The organism is Parcubacteria group bacterium CG10_big_fil_rev_8_21_14_0_10_36_14 (assembly GCA_002772895.1).
Taxonomy (GTDB): Bacteria; Patescibacteriota; Patescibacteriia.
In genome coordinates this window covers 27,406-47,903 of sequence record PFCS01000050.1, presented here as the reverse complement: position 1 = coordinate 47,903, position 20,498 = coordinate 27,406, and the positions used below count along the sequence as shown (strand labels likewise).

General features: G+C 33.6%; 18 protein-coding genes. 17 read left to right on the top strand and 1 reads right to left on the bottom strand.

Annotation, left to right across the window (positions count from 1 at the left end):
* Positions 1-22 precede the first annotated feature (22 nt).
* From COU51_04060 to COU51_04030, 7 genes are all read left to right on the top strand, one after another.
* The gene (locus COU51_04060; protein ID PIR66428.1) at positions 23-829 is read left to right on the top strand and encodes a hypothetical protein; all 807 of its coding nucleotides are present in this window, start codon (positions 23-25) and stop codon (positions 827-829) included.
* Complete coding sequence (locus COU51_04055; GenBank protein ID PIR66427.1) at positions 826-1,848, top strand: CDP-paratose 2-epimerase; 1,023 nt, start codon at positions 826-828, stop codon at positions 1,846-1,848. The genes COU51_04060 and COU51_04055 overlap by 4 nt, the downstream gene beginning before the upstream one ends.
* Positions 1,849-1,918: 70 nt before the next feature.
* Entirely contained in the window at positions 1,919-2,647 is a 729-nt protein-coding gene (locus tag COU51_04050; GenBank protein PIR66426.1) for a hypothetical protein, read from the top strand.
* A 9-nt stretch (positions 2,648-2,656) separates the two neighbouring features.
* On the top strand, positions 2,657-4,066 hold the full coding sequence (locus tag COU51_04045) for a hypothetical protein (protein PIR66425.1): 1,410 nt from the start codon (positions 2,657-2,659) through the stop codon (positions 4,064-4,066).
* A gap of 6 nt (positions 4,067-4,072) precedes the next feature.
* Positions 4,073-5,905, top strand: a complete 1,833-nt coding sequence (locus COU51_04040; GenBank protein ID PIR66424.1) for a hypothetical protein — start codon at positions 4,073-4,075, stop codon at positions 5,903-5,905.
* Complete coding sequence (locus COU51_04035; GenBank protein PIR66423.1) at positions 5,865-8,555, top strand: hypothetical protein; 2,691 nt, start codon at positions 5,865-5,867, stop codon at positions 8,553-8,555. The genes COU51_04040 and COU51_04035 overlap by 41 nt, the downstream gene beginning before the upstream one ends.
* Positions 8,552-9,502, top strand: a complete 951-nt coding sequence (locus COU51_04030) for a hypothetical protein (protein ID PIR66422.1) — start codon at positions 8,552-8,554, stop codon at positions 9,500-9,502. Before COU51_04035 ends, COU51_04030 begins: the two co-directional genes overlap by 4 nt.
* A gap of 26 nt (positions 9,503-9,528) precedes the next feature.
* Here the strand turns inward: COU51_04030 and neuC are convergent, their stop codons facing one another.
* Positions 9,529-10,722 carry a UDP-N-acetylglucosamine 2-epimerase (hydrolyzing) gene (gene neuC / locus COU51_04025; GenBank protein ID PIR66421.1) on the bottom strand — a complete coding sequence of 398 codons (1,194 nt, stop codon included), beginning with the start codon at positions 10,720-10,722 and terminating at the stop codon, positions 9,529-9,531.
* A gap of 112 nt (positions 10,723-10,834) precedes the next feature.
* Here neuC and COU51_04020 point away from each other — a divergent pair, with 112 nt between their 5' ends.
* Genes COU51_04020 through COU51_03975 form a run of 10 tightly spaced genes read left to right on the top strand, consistent with a single transcriptional unit; the run spans position 10,835 to position 20,415 of the window.
* On the top strand, positions 10,835-11,539 hold the full coding sequence (locus COU51_04020) for an acylneuraminate cytidylyltransferase (protein ID PIR66420.1): 705 nt from the start codon (positions 10,835-10,837) through the stop codon (positions 11,537-11,539).
* 1 nt (position 11,540) lies between these two features.
* Complete coding sequence (locus tag COU51_04015; protein ID PIR66419.1) at positions 11,541-12,440, top strand: hypothetical protein; 900 nt, start codon at positions 11,541-11,543, stop codon at positions 12,438-12,440.
* The gene (locus COU51_04010) at positions 12,430-13,806 is read left to right on the top strand and encodes a hypothetical protein (protein PIR66418.1); all 1,377 of its coding nucleotides are present in this window, start codon (positions 12,430-12,432) and stop codon (positions 13,804-13,806) included. The genes COU51_04015 and COU51_04010 overlap by 11 nt, the downstream gene beginning before the upstream one ends.
* Positions 13,807-13,817: 11 nt before the next feature.
* Positions 13,818-14,558 (top strand): hypothetical protein, encoded by a 741-nt coding sequence (locus tag COU51_04005; protein PIR66417.1) that lies wholly within the window; start codon positions 13,818-13,820, stop codon positions 14,556-14,558.
* Between the two features lie 3 nt (positions 14,559-14,561).
* Entirely contained in the window at positions 14,562-15,929 is a 1,368-nt protein-coding gene (locus COU51_04000; GenBank protein PIR66416.1) for a hypothetical protein, read from the top strand.
* A 10-nt stretch (positions 15,930-15,939) separates the two neighbouring features.
* Positions 15,940-16,863: a hypothetical protein gene (locus COU51_03995; protein PIR66415.1), complete on the top strand. Its 924-nt coding sequence runs from the start codon at positions 15,940-15,942 to the stop codon at positions 16,861-16,863.
* 6 nt (positions 16,864-16,869) lie between these two features.
* On the top strand, positions 16,870-17,505 hold the full coding sequence (locus COU51_03990) for a hypothetical protein (GenBank protein ID PIR66414.1): 636 nt from the start codon (positions 16,870-16,872) through the stop codon (positions 17,503-17,505).
* The gene (locus COU51_03985; protein PIR66413.1) at positions 17,502-18,224 is read left to right on the top strand and encodes a hypothetical protein; all 723 of its coding nucleotides are present in this window, start codon (positions 17,502-17,504) and stop codon (positions 18,222-18,224) included. The genes COU51_03990 and COU51_03985 overlap by 4 nt, the downstream gene beginning before the upstream one ends.
* A gap of 10 nt (positions 18,225-18,234) precedes the next feature.
* Positions 18,235-19,041 carry a hypothetical protein gene (locus COU51_03980; protein ID PIR66412.1) on the top strand — a complete coding sequence of 269 codons (807 nt, stop codon included), beginning with the start codon at positions 18,235-18,237 and terminating at the stop codon, positions 19,039-19,041.
* Between the two features lie 3 nt (positions 19,042-19,044).
* Positions 19,045-20,415, top strand: a complete 1,371-nt coding sequence (locus tag COU51_03975) for a hypothetical protein (GenBank protein PIR66411.1) — start codon at positions 19,045-19,047, stop codon at positions 20,413-20,415.
* Positions 20,416-20,498: the final 83 nt, after the last annotated feature.

Here is a 20,498-nt window from a genome sequence, read left to right as displayed (position 1 = left end):
AATATAGTATTTATGCGTAGATATGCTTGATAATTTTTATAATAAAGCATCGAAAAAATATTCTATTTCCCATGCGCTTTGCAGGGTGTGGGAATATACTGAAATGGTTGGTAAGGATTTTTCTTATCCGATGCTTGATTTAGGCTGTGGCGATGGCAGTTTTTTGAAAATGATTTTAGAGGGCAAAGAACAGGAAGACAAAGGTGTGCTCAGGGAAATTTATGGACTGGACATATCTGAGAGTGCATGCCGAGGAGCGGAGAAATCCGGTATATATAAGGAAGTAAAATGTGTCCCTTCGCATAAAATGCTTTTTCCAGACAACCGTTTTAGTATGGCGATATCAAATTGCGTCATAGAACATATTCCCGCGGTGGAAGAAACAGTAAGAGAGGCGTACAGGGTGTTGGCTCCGAGAGGCGTGTTCTTTTTTACCACACACTCTAATTTTTATATGACGGATTTATTTTATCCAAAAATTTTTAACAAGCTAGGGCTTGGTTTTTTGGCTAAGGCTTATATGAATTCTGTAAATAAGATTTTTAAGCATTATAACCTGTTTACAAAAGAAAGATGGGAAGAGCTTTTAAAATCAGCCGGTTTTGAAGTGGTGGAAATAAAATATACTCATTCGCCAAAGCATATGAAGTGGTATGACGTTTTAATGCCACTTTCAGCCCTTCAACAATTTTTTATAAAAACAATCGGATATGTTCCGTTTAGCTCTTCAAACAAAAGCATGCTAAAGGCAATAATTAAAAGGACAAAGCAGCACGAAGCTGGACTTAACAATGGCACTAATTATACGATTACAGCAAAAAAGTTATGAGTAAAATATTAATTACCGGCGGAGCGGGATTTATTGGTTCAAATGCTGCTAAAAAATTTATACTTGACGGACACGACGTCGTCATTTTTGATAACCTTTGTCGAGTAGGGGTTGAAAAAAATCTTGAATGGTTAAAAACTTTTGGGCAATTTAAATTTATTAAAGGCGATGTTCGAAATTTTGAAGAACTAAGTCATCTTTTTTCTGATTATCGGTTTGATGTAGTTCTACATTTAGCCGCTCAAGTAGCAGTTACTTCATCAGTTTTGAATCCGCGAGAAGATTTTGAAAGTAATGCACTAGGCGCCTTTAATCTTCTTGAAGCAGTAAGGATTTCAGCTCAGAATCCAGTTATTATATATTCTTCAACAAATAAGGTTTATGGTGGAATGGAAAATGAAAAGATTGAGTTAAGCGGTGATGCTTACAAACTCACTGATTATCCAAGGGGTATAAAAGAGGAGTATCCTTTAGATTTTCATTCGCCTTATGGATGTTCAAAGGGCTCGGCAGATCAATATTTTAGAGATTATTCCAGAATATTTAATTTACGGACAGTTGTTTTTAGGCAGTCCTGTATTTATGGTTATCGTCAATTTGGCAAAGAAGATCAAGGCTGGGTCGCTTGGTTTATTATTGTGGCTATGACCGATCAACCAATGATGATATATGGCGATGGTTTTCAGGTACGAGATATATTATTTGTTGATGATCTAATCAGGGCATATGATATGGCGATCAAAAATATTAATATAACTGCAGGACAAATTTATAACATTGGCGGAGGAGTGGAAAATTCGTTATCTTTAGTTAGCTTTGTTAGACTACTGGAAGAAAAAATGGGGACAAAACTGAATTTTGGTCATGGAGAAATGCGTATTGGTGATCAGAAGATTTTTATAAGTGACAATTCTAAACTTAAATTGAATTTGGGATGGGAACCGATAACTAATTATGAGGATGGAATTGATATTTTATATAAGTGGATTAAAGATAATATACATTTTTTTAAAAAATAGCAACCGAATTAGACATTTTGTTGCCATATTGTCAAGGTGCGAGTGAAAAATTTAATTTTGATTATTTAGTATGAAAAAAATATTTATAATTATCCCTGCCTATAATGAGGACGAGAATGTCGTTGATTTATTGTCTAGCATTAAGAATATAAAATTAATTTTTGATAAAAAAGTAATTTTAGTTGACGATGGAAGCACGGATAAAACAAAAGAACTAGCAATGAATTTTAAAAATCAGATGGATTTAGAAATTCTTGTTCACGCTAAAAATTTGGGCGTACCAAGGACTTTTTTTGATGGTATTACGGCGGCTTGTGTTAATGCGGAGGACGACGATATCGTTTTGATTATGGAAGCGGATAATACGAGTAAGCTTTCCTTAATGCCTGAGATGATAGAAAAAATAAATTTAGGAAGCGATATAGTTATAGGTTCCCGCTACATAGCGGGCGGAAGTTATAAAAACTTTCCGTTGTACCGCACCATTGGTAGCAATGTAGTAAATAGTATTGTCAAGTTATTGGTCCACTTGCCAAATGTGACGGACTATTCTATTTTTTATCGCGCGTATCGGGCAGAAATTCTAAAAAAAGCATTGGCATTTTATGGGAATAATTTTATTACTACAAATTCTTTTGCGGCCAATTTAGAGATTTTATTAAAATTAAGAAAATTTGTTAAGAAAATTGATGAATGCCCTCTTGTTTATAATTACGGATTAAAAAAAGGGAAGAGTAAGATGAATTTAATTAAAACTCTAAAAGAGTACGGAATGGTAATAAATAAATTTAAAAAGTAATGATTTTTTATGAAAGAGCAGAAAATTTTATTTGTTAAACCCTTTAGCACTCTTGGTTATGCAATAACTCCGCCTCTTTCTTTGGGCTATCTTGCTTCATATTTAAGAAAAGATGGATGGAGTAATATTGAAATTCTTGATTGTACCCTAAAACAAGTATCGCCAGAAAAATTTAAAGAATATGTTTTGGAAAAAAAGCCGGATGTCATAGGGGTTACGGTGTATTCAAACAATATAAAAATAGTAAAAGAGCAAATTAATGTAGCAAAAGAAGCTAATCCAGAAGTCCTTGTGGTAATTGGTGGTCCGCATGCTTCAGCTATAGATTCAAAAGAATTGATGGGCTACTTTGATAAAATTGACTTTGCTTTTAAGGGTGAAGGAGAAAAAGGTCTAAAGATGCTCCTTGAAAAATTATTTCAAAATAAAGACATACCCCTAAGCCATATTCCCGGACTTGTTTATAGAAGCGAAGGGGAAGTTTTTTTTAATCCCGTTTATTTTGAAGAAGACCTAGATAGTCTTCCGTTTCCGGCGTGGGACTTTATGCCACCCGGTGAATATCCCGAGGCACCAGCCGGAAGTTTCTTTAAACAGCTCCCTATCGGCTATTTGGTAACTTCGCGAGGATGCCCTTATAATTGTACTTTTTGCGCCTCAAAGTCGGTGGTTGGTAGAAATATGAGGATGAGAAGCGCGGATAATATTATAGAGGAAATGAAATGGGCGATAGAAAAATATGGTATCAAGGAATTTCATATTATGGATGATAATTTTACAGCCCATAGGGCGCGTGCAGTAGAGGTACTTGAGAAAATAGTGGCTAATAATTTTAATATTTCGCTTTTTGGTGCAAATGGTCTTCGCTTGGACACGCTGGATGACGAGCTTTTGAAATTAATGAAAAAAGCTGGGTTTTATGCAATTCATGTAGGAATTGAGTCTGGTTCCCAGAGGATTATGGACCATATGAATAAGCACATAAAAAAAGAAATGGTTGAAGAAAGAATAAAAGCCATTAGAAAAATGGGATTTAGGACTGGTGGTGCTTTTATAATCGGTTATCCCGAGGAAAATGAGGATGATTTGAGGCAAACTTATGAATTTTCTAGAAAGCTTATGCTGGATAGGGCTGGGTTTAATTTTTATCTTCCACTCCCAGGATCGGAAATGTATACATGGCTCAAAGAAAGTGGGCGGATTGATGGCGTTGATTGGGACAAGATACGCTTTGATAATATTACTGTTTGTCCAAAGGGTATTAGTAGAGAAACTTTAAAAAAATGGCATAGGAAGATTTTTTTGGGGTTTTGGTTAAGGCCAAGAATTGTTTTTAACGTTTTACGGGATTTAAGATCGCCCGCGCATTTGAAGCTTATATTAAAGCGAGTTTTTAATTATTTGCGCCCAACAAAGTAGAGCAGTATGGATAAAAAAAAGAAAAAGACATTACTTATAGTAGCAGTATTATTATCCGCCATAGTTGCGGGTTGTATTTTTGATTTAACTAAAGCGTCAGCTTTTTTCAAATTGAAAGAATATGGTTTACCTTATAGTGATTTTGTGCCAGGAGCGCCTGATCCAATCACTTTTATTGCTCCGCAAATAAGGGATCTTTTGGATGGGCATTGGCTGGGGTCTGACGGCGCAACATATGAGTATATGCACGCGCCTGCGCTTTGGAGTACATATTATAATGCATGGCTTCTTTTTCCTCTGGTTGCTCTATTTGGCTCCCTGCAGTATCTTTATTTGGTGGGATATTTTATTGTGGGTTTTTTTACCTTTTTAATTTTTTATTTGATTATAAAAAATATAACCGGCAACCGATATTTTAGCATTTTTTCTTCTCTTGTTTTTACTTCAGCCGCAAATATTTTTTATCTGATATTTCCCATTACATTGGAGCAGATAAAGATTTCTGTAAGAACGCTGACTTTTTTGGGTAGCCCGCCAATCCACATCCTTACGAATAAATATGACAGCGTATCGGTATTGCCGGGGCTTATTCCTTTTTCTCTAACCTTTCTTTTTACATATTTAGCCATAACAAAAGGAAAGAAGTTGTATATAGCCTTAGCCGGAATATTTAGTGGTTTGCTCGTTTATTTTTTTCCAACAAGCGCTATGTACATTTGGACTGCTTTGGGGATAATGATGATATTATTTTTATTATTTAAAGACCATTTGGTGGCAAAAAGAATTTTTTGGATTTTAATGCTGGCCATGCTGATTTCATCGCTATTTTTCTTTAATTTCTTTGCTCTTAAGTCCCTTCCGTGGTCAACGGACATATTCTTGCGTTTAGGGGGCGAATTTGGCAGGACGCTCCGCTTGGGACGGCATGTTTTCGAATATCTACTGTATGTTGCTTTTGCTTTGCTTATTTGGAAAACAATAAAAGAAAAAAAGACTGCCATATATTTAATAGGCTTTGCATTGGCGCCAATATTCCTGCTTAATATCCAGCTTTTTGGAGGATATTCGCCTTTTGCTACAAATTGGTATTACCATCAATTTTATTACGGATTTGCTTTGGCTTGGATAGCCTTTGCCTATACTTTATATAAGTGGTTGGAAGCGAAATATCCGACGAGGCGAAAGATTGTGACCGGATGTTTTATTTTGTTGGCGCTTATAATAACAGCACGCGCAGTTCATGTAAATATATATAGGGGGATAATGGATTATCCGGCTCATACTATCCCTAAAAATATTAGTAATTCGCTGGAATGGATGGATAAAAATATAGAAAAAGATGCGGTCGTTGTTTCTCCGTCGCTTTTTATAAATTTTTTGGTGCCCGTATATACTTCTGGCAAAGTAATGTACGGAGACCCAATGATGTTTCCTGGATCTTCCGAAGAGCTTTATGACCGGTGGATTATTGTCCATAAGCTGTTTAATGTTTCGCAAGATGTTTTTGATGGGATAATAAATAAAGATTCGCTGTATTTATTTGGAGATTATTTTAGTGATACAAGAATTGGTAGCCAATTCAAAAAAGATCCAGAATATGAGAAAACAGCAGAAAAGCTTATTGCGGAAAAGCTTGGCGACATATCGAAATTGTATATGGCGTATCCGCGCAATATCCATTATTTGATCAATAAATATAAGATTGATTATTTGTATTTTGGTGCCTATAAAAGTGAAGGCATTTATGATTTTATAAAAAATAGCAGTCTGGAAGGCGAAGACTGGTTAATAAAAGTATATGATTCAGATGATATTAAGATATATAAAGTTATTAAATAACAAATTAAGAAGCCCTGTATTTAGAAAGATATTTTTCAGGTGCCTTTTTGTGGCCAATCTGATTGTTTTGGTTGTGCTTGTATCTCTTTTTTATGATTATGGCATTAAAAAAAGATATCTTTTTAGCATACTTCCAGCACCTTATTCAAAATGGGCCGATAAAATTGTGCGCAAGATCCAAGATGCGCCGTATTTGATTTATTCTTTTAAGAAACCAGACCTGCCTGTTTACGATTTGATAATAGACGAGAAAGATTGGAAGAAAATAAATGATTCGTTGCCAACCGAAGAAGGTGCGATGTTTGTTGAGGAAAATCAAAAGTATATAAATGCCAAGTTTTCATATGGGGGTAAGAGTTATAATGTTGAGGTAAGATATAGAGGCAATTCTGATTTTCATTGGAGATATGATAAAAAATCATGGCGCATAAGATTTAGTGATTCTGCGATTTTTGAAGGGACGAGTGCGATAAATCTTATTGTGGGCGGTGATTTACTTGAACCGTTCAATAACTATAGAGCGGAAAAGATTGGATTAAAGGTGTTGGACAGCGATTTTGTGTTGCTTAGGATAAATGGCAAGGCATATGGAGTTTATTATAAGATAAATCAATGGAGCAAAGAGTTTCTGGAAACAAACAAACTTTCTGGAGATACTGATTTTTTTACGGAAAGGTATATAAATGAAAAATATATTTTTGAAGATCCTTATTATTGGGATAAAAGAGTTGCTGATCCGGGCGAGAGACCGGATAATTACGTGGCAATTGCTCGCCTTACATATTTAGTAAACCAGGCAGACCAAGAAGAATTTCATGACAATATTTTTAATATTGTAGATAAGAAAAGTTTTATGGAGTGGTATTTGCACACACTTTTAATTGGTGGAAATCATGAGGACTGGAGACATAACATGAACTTGTATTATGATAATACAAATGGAAAATTTAAATTTTTTACTTGGCAATCAGAGGGAAATGACCTGGCTTCAATCGGTTCTCCTTATCTTTTCTTTAATCCTCTTATAACGCGCGTTTTAGAATCTCCAGATTTTGCCACTGAAATAAACCAAAGGGCTTGGGATTATGTTAGCGACAAAGATAATCTTAAAGATGATTTAAAGTTTATAGATGATTTATACAACAGCGTCCGCATTGAATTTTTTAAGGATTCGAAAAAGAATTTTTCAAATAGCACTTTTATCAAGGGTTATAAGGAAACAAGGAGCTTGATAGAAAGTAATTTTAATTTCATAAAAGAATATCTTAAAAAATCGGAAGCCTTTACAAAGGTTATCTATAACAAAAATTCATTCTTAAACTATGAAATTGCAGAGGCTGATATAACGGTAAACAGCGCGGTGGATATGACGATAAAAGAAATAAAAATAAGCGGGCTTGTTCCTGGTTTTCTGGTAAGCGCTTATTATGACAGCGATATGGATGGAAAATTAACCTCGGCCGATATTCTTTTAGAAAAAGACACTGTTAACAAGGACGGAGAAGCTAAATTTGGAGAACAGAAAATAGTGCTATCTTCCAAACTTGTTCCTCCTGCTGATAAGTATGACGATGAATATGTAAGAACAGGCTTTATTCTACAGCCTGTAACCCATAAAATATTTTTTACCGCAGGCATTGGAACCGGATTTTATTCGGATGATTTTGCGGTTGACATGGAGCTGGATAATTCTTTAACCGGTAAAAAAGTGGGTTCGGAAGTAATTTATATAGATAATAGTAATTTTAATAATTTAGATGATATCAACCTATCTCTTAATGAGTTTATATCTAAAAATCCTTCGTTTAAAGCTACGGGAAATGGAGACGCATATGTTTCGGCGGGTACGTATTATATTAATAAAACGCTAATAGTCCCGAAGGGGATTCATCTAAAAATAGAGCCGGGTGCAATTTTTTATATGGCAAAAGGAGTATCAATCGGTTCTTATAGCCCAGTTATTGCTAAAGGAAGTAAGGACTATCCGATTAAATTTTTATCGGCGAACTCCAACGATTATTGGGGAAATTTTGGCATAGTGGATGTGCCGGAGAAGAGTGAATTTGAATATGTTGAATTTGAATATGGCGGGGATACTCGCGTAAATGGAATTCATTTTTCCGGTGCCCTGGCAAGCCACAGTTCGGATATCTCAATAAAAAATTGTCAATTTAAATATGCCGGCGGGGATGACGGATTGAATGTTAAAAATGCAAAAGTAGAAATAGTGGACTCTTATTTTTATAAAAATGGATTTGACGGTTTGGACGGCGATTTTATAAGTGGTAAGATCTATGACAACATTTTTGATGGTAACGGTAATGACGGAATTGATATTTCCGGTTCCAGCGTGGAAATATCGAATAATGAAGTAAAAAGTTCAGGCGATAAATGCATCAGTTTGGGAGAAAACTCTAATCCGGATATTTTTAGTAATAAGCTTAATGGATGCGTTATGGGTATTGCTGTGAAAGACTTGTCTGAACCAAAAATATATGACAATATAATTTCCGGCAACCAGACGGGAATATCCGTCTATCAGAAGAAAGAATTTTTTGGCGGAGGATTTCCAAAGCTTGGAAAGAATACTTTTGAAAATAATGGTCAGGATATAGCGACTGACGTTTTGTCTAAAATTACAAACTTATGAAAATTTTAATTAGTGAACCCGGCGATTACAGTAAGGAGGCGCTTGCAATTTATCAAGAGGTGGGAGATGTTTTTGCAGAAAAGAAATTATCGCGAGGTGAATTACTGGCAGGCGTAAAAGACGCTGATATTTTAGTTATCCGTTTAGAACATAAAATTGATAAAGAGATTTTAGATGCAGCGGAAGATTTAAAAATTATTGCTTGTCCGACAACCGGGCTGGACCATATTGATATGAAAGAGGCAGGGAAGCATGGCGTGCAAGTTGCAAGCTTAAAGGGGGAGACGGAATTTTTAAATACAATAACAGCTACTGCAGAATTGTCTTGGGGACTGTTCTTGGCTTTAATCCGGCATATACCTGATGCATATGAGTCGGTGAAAAAAGAAAATTGGGACCGTGATAGTTTTAAGGGTATAGAGCTGCGTGGTAAAACTTTAGGAATAATTGGTTTTGGACGGCTAGGAAAAATTATTGCTCAATATGGAAATGCGTTTTTTATGAATGTTGTTGCCTATGATCCGTATGTTAACCAAGAGGAAATTGAGCGTGGCGCGGCAGAGTCAGCAATTTTTGAAGAGCTTCTGTCGCGGGCTGATTTTATTAGCGTGCATGTGCCTTTGGATGAAGAGACGGTTGATTTAATAGGTGAACGGGAATTTAAGATGATGAAAGAAAGCGCATATCTAGTAAACACTTCGCGGGGAAAAATTATAAATGAAAGCGCGCTTTTAAATGCCTTAAAGGCCAAGAAAATTGCCGGAGCAGGGCTTGATGTTATGGCAGAAGAAACCGCTGGTGGAGAATTTTTAAAAGGTAATTTGCTTCTTGAATATACTAAGTCGCATAATAATCTAATAATTGTTCCGCACATCGGTGGTGCAACTTATGACTCAATGAAAAATACGGAAATTTTCATTGCTGAGAAAGTGAAAAAAATATTATAAAACATCCTGCGATATCGCAGGATGTTTTAATTAATATAGTTTTTTATCAAGTGAAAGCCCTTTTCTTTATTAAATTGTTTTTGTATCTGGACGTTATGGTTTGCTAGAATTTCGGCAATACGCTTGGCGCTCTGTCCGTCGCCGAAAAAATAATCGGGATTATATTTTCCGTATGCCAGCTGTCCTTTTATGGCGTTTTCTATTTCTTCTCTACTATATCCTGTATTTACAACGTTGATACATTTCTCGCGTCCTTGCTGACGGGTGCCGATATTTACTGCGGGTGTACCGAAAAATCCGCCTTCCATTATTGCTGATGATGAGTTACCGACAATGCAGGAGGCGTTTTTTATTAAGCTCAAATAATCTTCATTGGCAAAGCTTCTGTAAAAGTGGATTAGTGATTCCGGATTTTTTTCTCTAAATACTCTAATTCCTTTTGAAAGCATATCTGTACCGGCGTCAGGATTTGGCCAAAGCATGATTGTTTGTATATTTATATTTCTCAACGCTTCAAGAGTAGTAATAATTTGTTTATATGCATCTTGATATTCGGTAGTTACTGGATGTTGATAGCAAAGAATATATGGTTTAGAAAAATCTATTGGGGATCCTGTACCTCGACTAATATCTATAAACTTTTCAATATTTATTTTTTCAGAGATTGTTTTTGCAATATCCAAAGAAGGGTTTCCGACTATAAATATATTATTTGGATCTTCGCCCATGCTGGCAATTCTTTCTGCCGCCGGTTTATGCGCAGCGAAATGAATATGCGCCAGTTTTGTAACCGCATGGCGCACAGATTCGTCAATTGTGCCGGTTATTTCTCCGCCCAAAGTATGTGCTAAGGTGATGTTCATATATGCGGCGGCAATAGCGGCTGGCAGAATTTCAAATCGGTCTGCATTAACTAAAAAAATATCAGGATTAAGTTGTTCTAGGATAGTTGGCAAATTCATAAGCCCTAAACCGGCAGATTGGGCCATTGTTGTTGGTGTGCCACCTTCAATAATCATGTTGAATTTAGCTGAAATTTTAAAGCCGTCTCGCTCAATATAATCAATGTCATTTCCAAATCTGTAAAGCAACATTGATGAGCCGACTATTAATTGCAATTCTAAGTCCGGATGTTCTTGAATTGCTCTTAACACCGGTTTTAGGCGGCCATAATTGGCTCGGTTGATGATTAAAACGGCAATTTTTCGCTTATTTTGCATAATTTTTGATGTTATTATATAATATAAATTTACACCTATATAAATTTCTTGTCAAATTGGTCAGATTAGTGTATTTTATAAGAATATCATATGAATACTACATTATTATAATATGTTCAAAAATAAGACAATTTTAGCTGTAATTACAGCACGTGGAGGGTCTAAAGGAATACCACGGAAAAATATAAAAGAGTTGGCGGGAAAACCGCTTATTGCCTATACGATAGAGGCGGCTAAAAATAGCAAATGTTTGGATTATTTTTTGGTTTCAACCGACGATAGTGAGATTGCTGGAATTTCGCGCGAATATGGTGCGCTTGTGCCATTTATGAGACCTGATGAATTGGCGACCGACAATGCAAAAAGCATTCCTGTAATTCAGCACGTTGTAAAATGGCTCCAAGAAAATGAAGATAGAACCTTTGATTATGTAATGATTTTACAGCCTACAAGTCCACTTCGCACAGCAGAAGATATTGACATGTCAATAGAAAAAATAGTTGAAACGGACGCGGATTCTGTTATGGGAATGAAAAAAATGGAAGATATGTCGATTGCAAAATTGAAGGTTTTAGATGGCGATAAAATTTTTCCTTTAATGGAAGACGAAGGAAACAAAAGCGCATCTCGTCAATCATTAAAAAACGTTTATAAAAGAAATTGCGCTATTTATTTGACGCGAACAGATTTAATAATGCGAGGAGATTTATTTGGTAAGGACAGTCGTGCTTATATTATGTCAGAAGAGCGTTCTGTTGATATAAACGCACCAATTGATTTTGAGTTCGCGGAATTTTTAATGCAACAAAAAAAATAAAATGAATGATATATCACGATGTCCATTGTGTGACGACCGAAATTTCAAAATTATAAGCACATGGGGTATTTTAGAAAAAGGCGCATCACCCATTAAGTTTAACAATGTAATTTGCAAGAAGTGCGGGTTGGTATTTTTAAATCCACAACCCAGCATGGAAGAATATGCGGATATCTATAATGAATATGAAAGAAACTGTTATGGCCTTCAATATTTAGATAAAATTAGTAAGTTACTTGATTTTAAAGATAACGAAAAAGGCAGAACGGTATACGAATTTATAAAAGATTATTTAGGAGAGGAGAGGACGGTTTTGGATATAGGGTGCACTACTGGGCAGATTTCACATTATTTAAAAAAGAATGGTGGATGTACAGTACAAGCAATAGATCCTTCAAAATTATTTTCAGAAGTCGTAAGTAAAAAATTAGATATAAATGTTTTCAATGGACTTTTTGACGATTATTATAAGCTGAGTCAAGATAAATTTAATATTTTGATATTGCATCATGTTTTTGAACATTTTGTCGATCCTTTAGAAAAGTTAAAGCAATTTAGAGGCCTGTTATCAGAAAAAGGAGTTGTATATATAGAGATACCTAATGTATCATCTTTTAAAAAACCAGTTAATGCATTCTTTAATTATATGCATCCTTTTAGTTATTCTCCGAAAACTTTCAAATATTTAGTATCTAAAAATAATTTTAAAATAATTAAAATAAATAAAAATAAAAGATACCGTTTGCAAGTACTAATTGCGCCACAGGATGCGAACTATCCAGATGTTGGAGAAGACGCTTTTTGGGAACCGGGCAGTTATCGTCAAGTATATTTTTACATTAAACAAAGAAAATTAATTGATTTATTCAAGCAAATAAAAAAGAAGATTTATGGACATTAGAGAAAAAATAATATCCGGAACAATGGTGCTTAGTGCGGCAAATGTTTTGATGCGCATTTTTTCTTTTTTTACCATCCTTATTGTCGTAAGGGTTGTAAGTGTTCATGACTATGGAATTTTTACGCTAATTATGTCTTTGGCCGGGCTTTTGGGTGCTTGGTCAAATATGGGTATAGATAGCCTTGTCTTATCTGATGTTTCCAGAAATTTTGGCGAAAATAATCTCTCAAGAGCAAAAAGTTTGCTTTATAATTTTTGGATATTAAGGGCAGGGCTACTTTTTATAATGCTATTGGTATTATTTATCATTAAGGCGTATTTAAAATCGGATTATAGCATGATAGCCGAACAATATTTTTGGCTGGTGGTGTTATTGACATTGGCGCAATATATGCGCGGTATATCTTCTCTACTTATACAAATTAATGAAAGATTCAAGCTTTTATCAATAACTAATATATCGGAAGTTGTTGTAAAATTTATTTTTATTATCATTTTTTTATTGTTTGGAAAATTAAATATTATTACACTGATTCTTTGTTATATTTTTGGGACCTTTTTTGCCGCAATTATTAGTTTGCCACAATTTAAGAAAACTTTATTGTTATTTAGAGATATTCCAATGGAAAAAATGAGGTTTATATATGAAATTTTTAGAGCTCATGGTAAATGGCAGATTGCAAATAACGTTATTTCCAGTTCTACAAATACAATAAAATTTTGGTTGGTAAAAGTTATAATTTCTACCGAGGCGGTCGGCTATCTGGCACTTGCGCAAAATTTATATTCAGTTCTCGCCTCGCTTATTCCGCTTGGGACAGTAATCTTTCCGATTATTGCCAGAAAGTTGCACGATGTAGTCGTTTTAAAAAAAATATTGCAAAAGGCTACAAAATATTCTTTAGTTTTGTATATTTTGATGATAATTAGCTCCTATGTTGTCATCTCTCCTCTTATACCGTATGTTTTTCCAAAATATATTATTGCAATACCGCTTTTTAATCTTTTGGTTTTACGTCTTTTATTTAATGCTTTTTCAATATCGCAAACGCCTATTTTATTTGCTTATCGTGAACAAAAATTTATGTTTTTATGTGCGGTGATATCTTTCTTGTTAACTTTTATTTTGTCACCCGTTCTTATGTTACGATTTGGTATTATTGGTACAATAATAGAAGCAATTATAACAATATTTATTGTTTCAATAATACGGGAAATATATCTAAGAAAAAAATACGGACTGAAAACTATAGGATGGAAATCGTTTTTTTCAGTTGACGAAACGGATAAAGTAATAATTATGGAAATGATAAATAGATTTTTTATAATTTTTAGGAAAAAACCATTGTCAATAAGCAAACATTAATTTTAAATAGTATGCTTGACGTTTCATTGTCGGGATTTAGATACGGAAAATTTATTTTTGATGAATTTAATTTTAAAAAAATTCAAAGCTTAAAAGATAATTTTGATTGTCTTCATATTGTATGCTATGAAAGGGGGCCGTCGTTGACTGGATTCGAAATGCAAGAAAAACAAGATGCGATTATCAGTTTAAAACAAGGGTTGGGAGATATTTTTAAGAGTTTTAATTCTACAACTCGAAATGAAATTAGAAAAACACAAAATATAGAGGGGCTATCTTTTGTGAGAGAAGATGAAAATATGGAAGAGGCTTATAATTTAAGTAAGGAGTTTGATTTAATTCGCGGTTGGGCGCCTGAACCGAAAGAACAATTTGGGAAAACTAAACTTTTTTCAGCTTATTTTGATGGACAGACAATCTCGGGCATAACATGTTATGATGATAATAATTTTTTAAGAATTGAAAAAATATTTTCAAGGCGATTAGAAAATGAAAAAAACATAAAAAATGCAATAGTTGGGTATGCCACAAGAAGGTTAGTGTATGAAATCTGTGAATATGCTAAAGAAAAAGGATATGTGCATTTCGATTTAGGTGGTATAAGTATTAAAGAAAAGAATAAAATGGGGATTGCTAAATTTAAAATGTGTTTTGGTGCCAAAATAAAAGACGTTGGCCTTTATAAATACGAAACGACAGGATTTACTTGTTTTCGTGATGAATGCAGGAAAAATGAAATAGATATTGCTTAAAATATGCAAACAAAAAAAACAATTTTTATAACTATTTCACGCGGTTCTATCGCAAAGAATTTTTTACATAACGAGTTTTATGAGATTCTTAAAAAAGAGGGCTGGAAAATTATAATTTTGAGCCCTGCTTTTAGTGACGAAGTCTTTAGGAAGGAGTTTGGCGAAGAAAATATTTTTTTTGAACCGCTTTATAACCATAAATGGAATCTACGTGATTATTTTTTTGCCGGTCTCAATAAGGCCTTAGTTTACAATGAGAGTACTGTTCTGCGTGATAAATATGGCATTATGGACAAAAGCGAAACTAGCGCCATGCGTAGAATATTAAAAAGAATTTTTTTTAAGCCCCTTTCCAAATTTGGATTTATTAAAGAGGTAATTCGCTATATTGATTTTCTTTTTTGTCCCGGTAAGGAGTATTACGTTTTTTTTCAGAAATACAGTCCGGATATAGTTTTTTCTACAAATCCCATGGATGATGCTGATTCTTATGTGTTAAAGGCTGCAAAAAGATTTGGCGTAAAAATTATAGCTATGCCTAAAAGCTGGGACAACCTTTCCAAGATGAGCTTTCGAGTAAAGCCAGAGAAATTATTTTTATGGGGAAGTGGTCTTATAAAAGAAGCAAAAAAGTATCAGAATATTGATAGTGACGATATCTTTGTTGTTGGGATTCCGCAGTTTGATGTTTATTCTAAGCCGATGAGTTCTTTTTCGCGAGAAGAGTTTTTTAAGAAAATAGGCGTAGATCCGAAAAAAGAAATTTTAGTGCTTGGGTCAGATGCCAAATATTCCTCGACTGATATAGAGATTGCAGAAATGGTTCGGGACTGGATAAATAAAGGCGAGCTTGAAAAAGATTGTATTTTATTTATTCGTCCTTATTTTTCAGCAAGAGATGGTGAAAAGAAATTTGAAAAATTTTTAGGAGAAAAAAATATTATCATTGACCATTGGTTTAAACGAAATAATATTTTTCGCGATTCCTGGGATTACTCGTATGAGCATATGGAATATTTTTCTGCATTAATGATGCAGATGACAATAATGATGAATTATTCTTCTACATTGACTATTGATGCGGCTGTATGCGACAAGCCGATAGTAGGGATAGCTTTTGATGGCTATAAAAAGAAAGAGTACGGGAGTTCGGTGGCGCGTTGGTATGACTCGACTCATTTTAAGCCGATTGTAGCTTCAGGAGGAATAGAAATTGTTAAATCTCCTAATGAATTGAAGATAGCAATCAATGGATATCTGAAAAATTCCACCTTAAGAAGCGAGGGTCGTGAAAAATTGAGGAATAATTTTTGTTATAAGGTAGATGGACAATCAGGAAAACGTATTGCCGAAGCATTAATAAGTTTATAAAAAAATATTTATGAAAGAAGGACAAGAAAAAGAATTGGCTATAATAATGTATCATTATGTGCGAGATGCGGATAAAACGCCCTTTCCAAAGATAAATGCTATAGGGACAGACTTATTTAAGAATCATATTGAAAGATTTAAAAGCGAATATGAAATAATTTCTTTAGAAGACGTGCGACAATCCGTATTAGGACAAAAAGAGTTACCATCAAAGGCGTGTGTTTTTACTTTTGATGATGGATTGAGTGATCATTATGACAGTGTCTTTCCGATTTTAAAAAAATATGGAATAAAGGGTGTATTTTTTCCTATCACGATGTCTTTAGAGGGAAAAGTAGCCAATGTACATAAGGTGCATTTTTTACTTGCTAAAATAGGTACAAAAAGATTAGCGGAAGAATATTATGAGTTTATTAAAAAACAAAATAAAACGATACAAAAAGAATTTGCTTTAAGTGATAAAGAAAAAAGAGACGATAGGTATATATATGATGATGTGCTTACGGTTAATTTGAAAATTATTTTACAAACTTTGCCTGAAGAAAAGAAGATGGAGTTTTTAGGCGCAGTTTTTCCGAAATATATAGGTGATGAAAGAGAATTTTGCGAAAATCTTTATTTAAATAAACGCGAAATAGCGGAAATGGCGGAGGCGGGAATGACAATCGGGACGCATGGCGATAGGCATTTACGTTTAGATGAGCTATCGAAAAACGATATGTATGAAGAAATAAAAAAGCCAAAAGATATATTAGAAAATATTATAAACATTCCTATTTATGCCATTTCTTATCCTCATGGAAATTATAATGCGAATACCATTGCTATTTTAGAAGAATTAGGCTATGATGTGGCATTAAGCACTAAGTTGGGGATTAATGGCAAGAATTTGGAGAGGTGGGCATTAAAACGTCTTAATGCAAAATTAATATAAAGAATTATGTTATCTAATAAAAATACAATTATTTTTGATTTTGACGGTACATTGGCTGATACGATGCAGATTTTTACTGACGTAGCGAGCTCCCTTATATCGGAGCATTACGGAATGGATAAATGCGAGGCGCGGAAGATGTATTTGAAAACTAGTGGTTTTCCGTTTTATCAACAATTAGAAATAATTTTTCCGGGAAATGAAAAAAATAAAATTGTTGCGCCGATATACGAAGAACAAAAGTTATTCGCAACATCTGATGTTGAATTGGAAGATGGGGCGCTGGAAGCTCTGAAACAGCTAAAGGAAGTTAATTATAACTTGGTGATATCTTCAAATAATTTTCAGTATAATATTGATAAATTTATTGATAATAATAATTTACATAGTATTTTTGATTTAGCATTAGGTTTTAAAGACGGTTTTGCTAAGGGGAGGAATCATTTTGATTTTACTATAAAAGAGTTGGGCTTAGAGAAAGATAAAATAGTCTTTATTGGCGATTCTTTGAACGATTATTTTTTAGCAAATGCCGAAAATATTGATTTTATAGGAAAAGTCGGAACTTTTAAAGAAGATGATTTTAAGGCGCTTAATAATGAAATTCCAATTATTAAAAAAATTAGCAATTTAATTATATGAGCAAATTAACAGGTGTTCTTTTAGCGGCCGGAATTGGTAAACGTCTGGGTGCCGGTACAACAAAGGCGTTGGTAGAAATTGAAGGAAAGCCCTTAGCGCATTATGCTATTGATTTTTTGCGTGCGGTTGGTGCAGATGAAATAAAAATTATTGGCGGATGCGATTATGAAAAATTGAAAGAAAAGGTTATTGGCTACGACAGTGAAGCGGAGGTAATTGAAAATCCGGAATATTTGAAGGGTAATTTATACACATTGTTAAAGGCTTTGCCAAAAATAGAAAATTCTTTTTTGATTTGTAATGCTGATCATATATATAAAAAAGCAATCGCTGAAAAAGTAAAAAATCAGTTAAAGGGGATTACGGCTTTCTGTGATTTTGATCGTCCCTTAGGAGATGATGATATGAAGGTTGAACATGAAAGTTTTATTTTAAAAAAAATTTCTAAAAAACTTGATAAATTTAATGGCGGATATGTTGGGCTTACTTATTGTGATATTGCTATGTTAAATGAATACAAAAATTGCATAGATGAACTATTGGCGCAAGGAGAAGAAAATTTGGTTGTGGAAGATGTTGTTCGGAAGCTGTCGGAATCCAATGAAATATTAATTGGAGATATCTCCGGGCATGGTTGGCTAGAAGTTGATTTTCCGGAAGAGCTAAAGAATGCCAAAAAAATAATCGGAGAAAATAAAAAAGACTTTTTTGGGGTTTAACCATTTAAATATGCAAAGTATAAAGTTTGAAGATAAGTGGAAATTAATATCAGAAAAGAGTAGTGATGATGAATTTAGTTTGTTTGTGCCAAAGGGAATGAAACCGAGAACGCAGAGGCAGATAAATTTTTTTTGGTATTATAAATTTTTTGAAAATTTAATAAAAGATAAAAATTATAAAAATGGATTAGAGCTTGGATGTGGACGTGGAACGATGTCGTTATTTTTGAATAAATACGATGGGATTGAAGTAGCGCTTCTTGATATATCTGAAGACGCAATAAAATTAGCAAAAGAAAATTTTAGCAAGTATGATGCACGAGCGGAATTTTTTGTTGGTTCGAGTGATTCCATTCCTATGCCGGATAGTTCTGTTGACATTGTTTATTCAATAGGTCTTTTGGAGCATATAGATAATTATGATGTAACGATTAAAGAGGGTTATCGCGTATTAAAATTGGGTGGCGTAATGATACACTTGAATATTCCTGAAAAATGGTCAGCACAAAATATTAATAATTTGTATAAGTGGTTTTTGAGGTTACTTTCCGGTAAGTTCTATCCACCAAAAGATTATTATCGGAACAATGATACGCCGGAAGATTATATTGAAAAGGTAAAAAATATGGGTTTTAAAAAAGTTTATGCGGTAAACGTAAATCCTTTTCCGATATTTGTGCCGATTTCTATGAAAACGGATAAAGCTATCGCAAAATTATATAATTTTACGCTTTGGATTAGAAAAATTTTCTTAAAATATCCATTTAAAACTAACTATACTTTGTCGCAAGGACATTTTTTAGTAGGGTATAAATAATTTATGAAAACAATTTTTATTATTATAAGTAGAGGAATCATTGCGAGAAATATATTAAGAACAGGAATAATAGATCATTTATTAAGAGACGAAAATATCAGAATTGTTTTGATGCTTCCTTCAGAAGCACCTCAATATCTTAAAGAAGAATTTAATCATTCGAGAATTATTATTGAAAATACTGGAGAAGGTGAGTTATCAAGGATACAAAGAAAATTTTTTCTTCCATTGATTGATAATCTTGTTTATACGAAAGGTTCGCGGCTATTGTCGCGTTATGGAACGTACAAAAAAAAAGGTAAAAATACAATTATATATTTTTTGGAGGCTGGTATATTTGGGGTTTTATCACAAAGCACCGTTTTAAAAAAAATTTTTAGATGGCTGGAACTCTATCTTTTTAAAGAAAAAAAATATGAACACTTTTTTGATAAATATAAACCAGACCTAATTTTTTCTACTACTATTTTAGGGAAAGTAGATATTGCTTTTCTAAAGATTGCTAAAAAAAAGAAAATAAAAACAGTTGCTATGGCAAAAGGATGGGATACGGTTGATCGTCGGCTTTTTAGGGTAGAACCAGACAAAATGATAGTATTTAATCAATCAATGAAGGAGACGGTTAGTAACTTGCAGAATATATGTGCCGAAAAAATTTTAGTTACAGGATTTCCGCAGTTTGATATTTATTCCAAAAAAGAATTAATTATTTTGAGAGAAGAATTTTTTAAAAAAAAGGGGCTTGACCCCAATAAAAAATTAATTTTTTTTGGTTCAGAAGGTCTTTGGGGTCGGGCAGATGAGGGAGTGGCTAATATAATATGCAATTTTATAAAAAATAAAGAATTATTGCACGATGCTTCTTTGGTCATCCGTCCGCATTATTCGGACATAGAAAAAAAACGTTTTCTCGAATTTAATAAATACGATTTTGTTTATATAGACAATAAACACAGAATAACAAATCTATTTTTAGATTCGTGGGATGCGTCAAAAGAAGAAATGATTGATTTTTTTAATATGCTTTATCATTCGGATGTAATAATATCTACCTGTTCAACGCTTTCTTTGGACGGATCAATGCTAGATAAGCCACTTATAAGCATAGCGTTTGATGCTGTGCCACAGGCAGATTTTAGGCATTCGGTAAATTATTTTTATTCTTTCAGTCACTTTAATGACGTGGTTGAAACCGGCGGAGTTAGCATGGTGAGTAGTCCTGAGGATTTAAAGAATCAGATTAATGAATATTTAGAAAATTATAGCCTGCATAGTGAAGGAAGAAGAAGGATAGTGGAACAATTATGTTATAAAAATGATGGGCAAGCTAATAAAAGAATTGCCAATTCTTTATTGGAAATTTTAGTTAAATAGGCTATTTTTTAATTTTTAACCCTCTTGATTAAAATTTAATAATGTGTTAAGCTTTATGTAGTAATATGTCTTGACAGCTTGGT

Excerpts from the sequence above, each read along its gene's own strand:
- COU51_04000 (PIR66416.1), top strand. The coding sequence starts at position 14,562 with ATGCAAACAAAAAAAACAATTTTTATAACTATTTCACGCGGTTCTATC.
- COU51_04055 (PIR66427.1), top strand. The coding sequence starts at position 826 with ATGAGTAAAATATTAATTACCGGCGGAGCGGGATTTATTGGTTCAAAT.
- COU51_04060 (PIR66428.1), top strand. The coding sequence starts at position 23 with ATGCTTGATAATTTTTATAATAAAGCATCGAAAAAATATTCTATTTCC.
- COU51_03995 (PIR66415.1), top strand. The coding sequence starts at position 15,940 with ATGAAAGAAGGACAAGAAAAAGAATTGGCTATAATAATGTATCATTAT.
- COU51_04040 (PIR66424.1), top strand. The coding sequence starts at position 4,073 with ATGGATAAAAAAAAGAAAAAGACATTACTTATAGTAGCAGTATTATTA.
- COU51_03975 (PIR66411.1), top strand. The coding sequence starts at position 19,045 with ATGAAAACAATTTTTATTATTATAAGTAGAGGAATCATTGCGAGAAAT.
- COU51_03990 (PIR66414.1), top strand. The coding sequence starts at position 16,870 with ATGTTATCTAATAAAAATACAATTATTTTTGATTTTGACGGTACATTG.
- COU51_04030 (PIR66422.1), top strand. The coding sequence starts at position 8,552 with ATGAAAATTTTAATTAGTGAACCCGGCGATTACAGTAAGGAGGCGCTT.
- COU51_04005 (PIR66417.1), top strand. The coding sequence starts at position 13,818 with ATGCTTGACGTTTCATTGTCGGGATTTAGATACGGAAAATTTATTTTT.
- COU51_04020 (PIR66420.1), top strand. The coding sequence starts at position 10,835 with ATGTTCAAAAATAAGACAATTTTAGCTGTAATTACAGCACGTGGAGGG.
- COU51_04045 (PIR66425.1), top strand. The coding sequence starts at position 2,657 with ATGAAAGAGCAGAAAATTTTATTTGTTAAACCCTTTAGCACTCTTGGT.
- COU51_03985 (PIR66413.1), top strand. The coding sequence starts at position 17,502 with ATGAGCAAATTAACAGGTGTTCTTTTAGCGGCCGGAATTGGTAAACGT.
- COU51_04050 (PIR66426.1), top strand. The coding sequence starts at position 1,919 with ATGAAAAAAATATTTATAATTATCCCTGCCTATAATGAGGACGAGAAT.
- COU51_04010 (PIR66418.1), top strand. The coding sequence starts at position 12,430 with ATGGACATTAGAGAAAAAATAATATCCGGAACAATGGTGCTTAGTGCG.
- COU51_03980 (PIR66412.1), top strand. The coding sequence starts at position 18,235 with ATGCAAAGTATAAAGTTTGAAGATAAGTGGAAATTAATATCAGAAAAG.
- neuC (PIR66421.1), bottom strand. The coding sequence starts at position 10,722 with ATGCAAAATAAGCGAAAAATTGCCGTTTTAATCATCAACCGAGCCAAT.
- COU51_04035 (PIR66423.1), top strand. The coding sequence starts at position 5,865 with ATGATTCAGATGATATTAAGATATATAAAGTTATTAAATAACAAATTA.
- COU51_04015 (PIR66419.1), top strand. The coding sequence starts at position 11,541 with ATGAATGATATATCACGATGTCCATTGTGTGACGACCGAAATTTCAAA.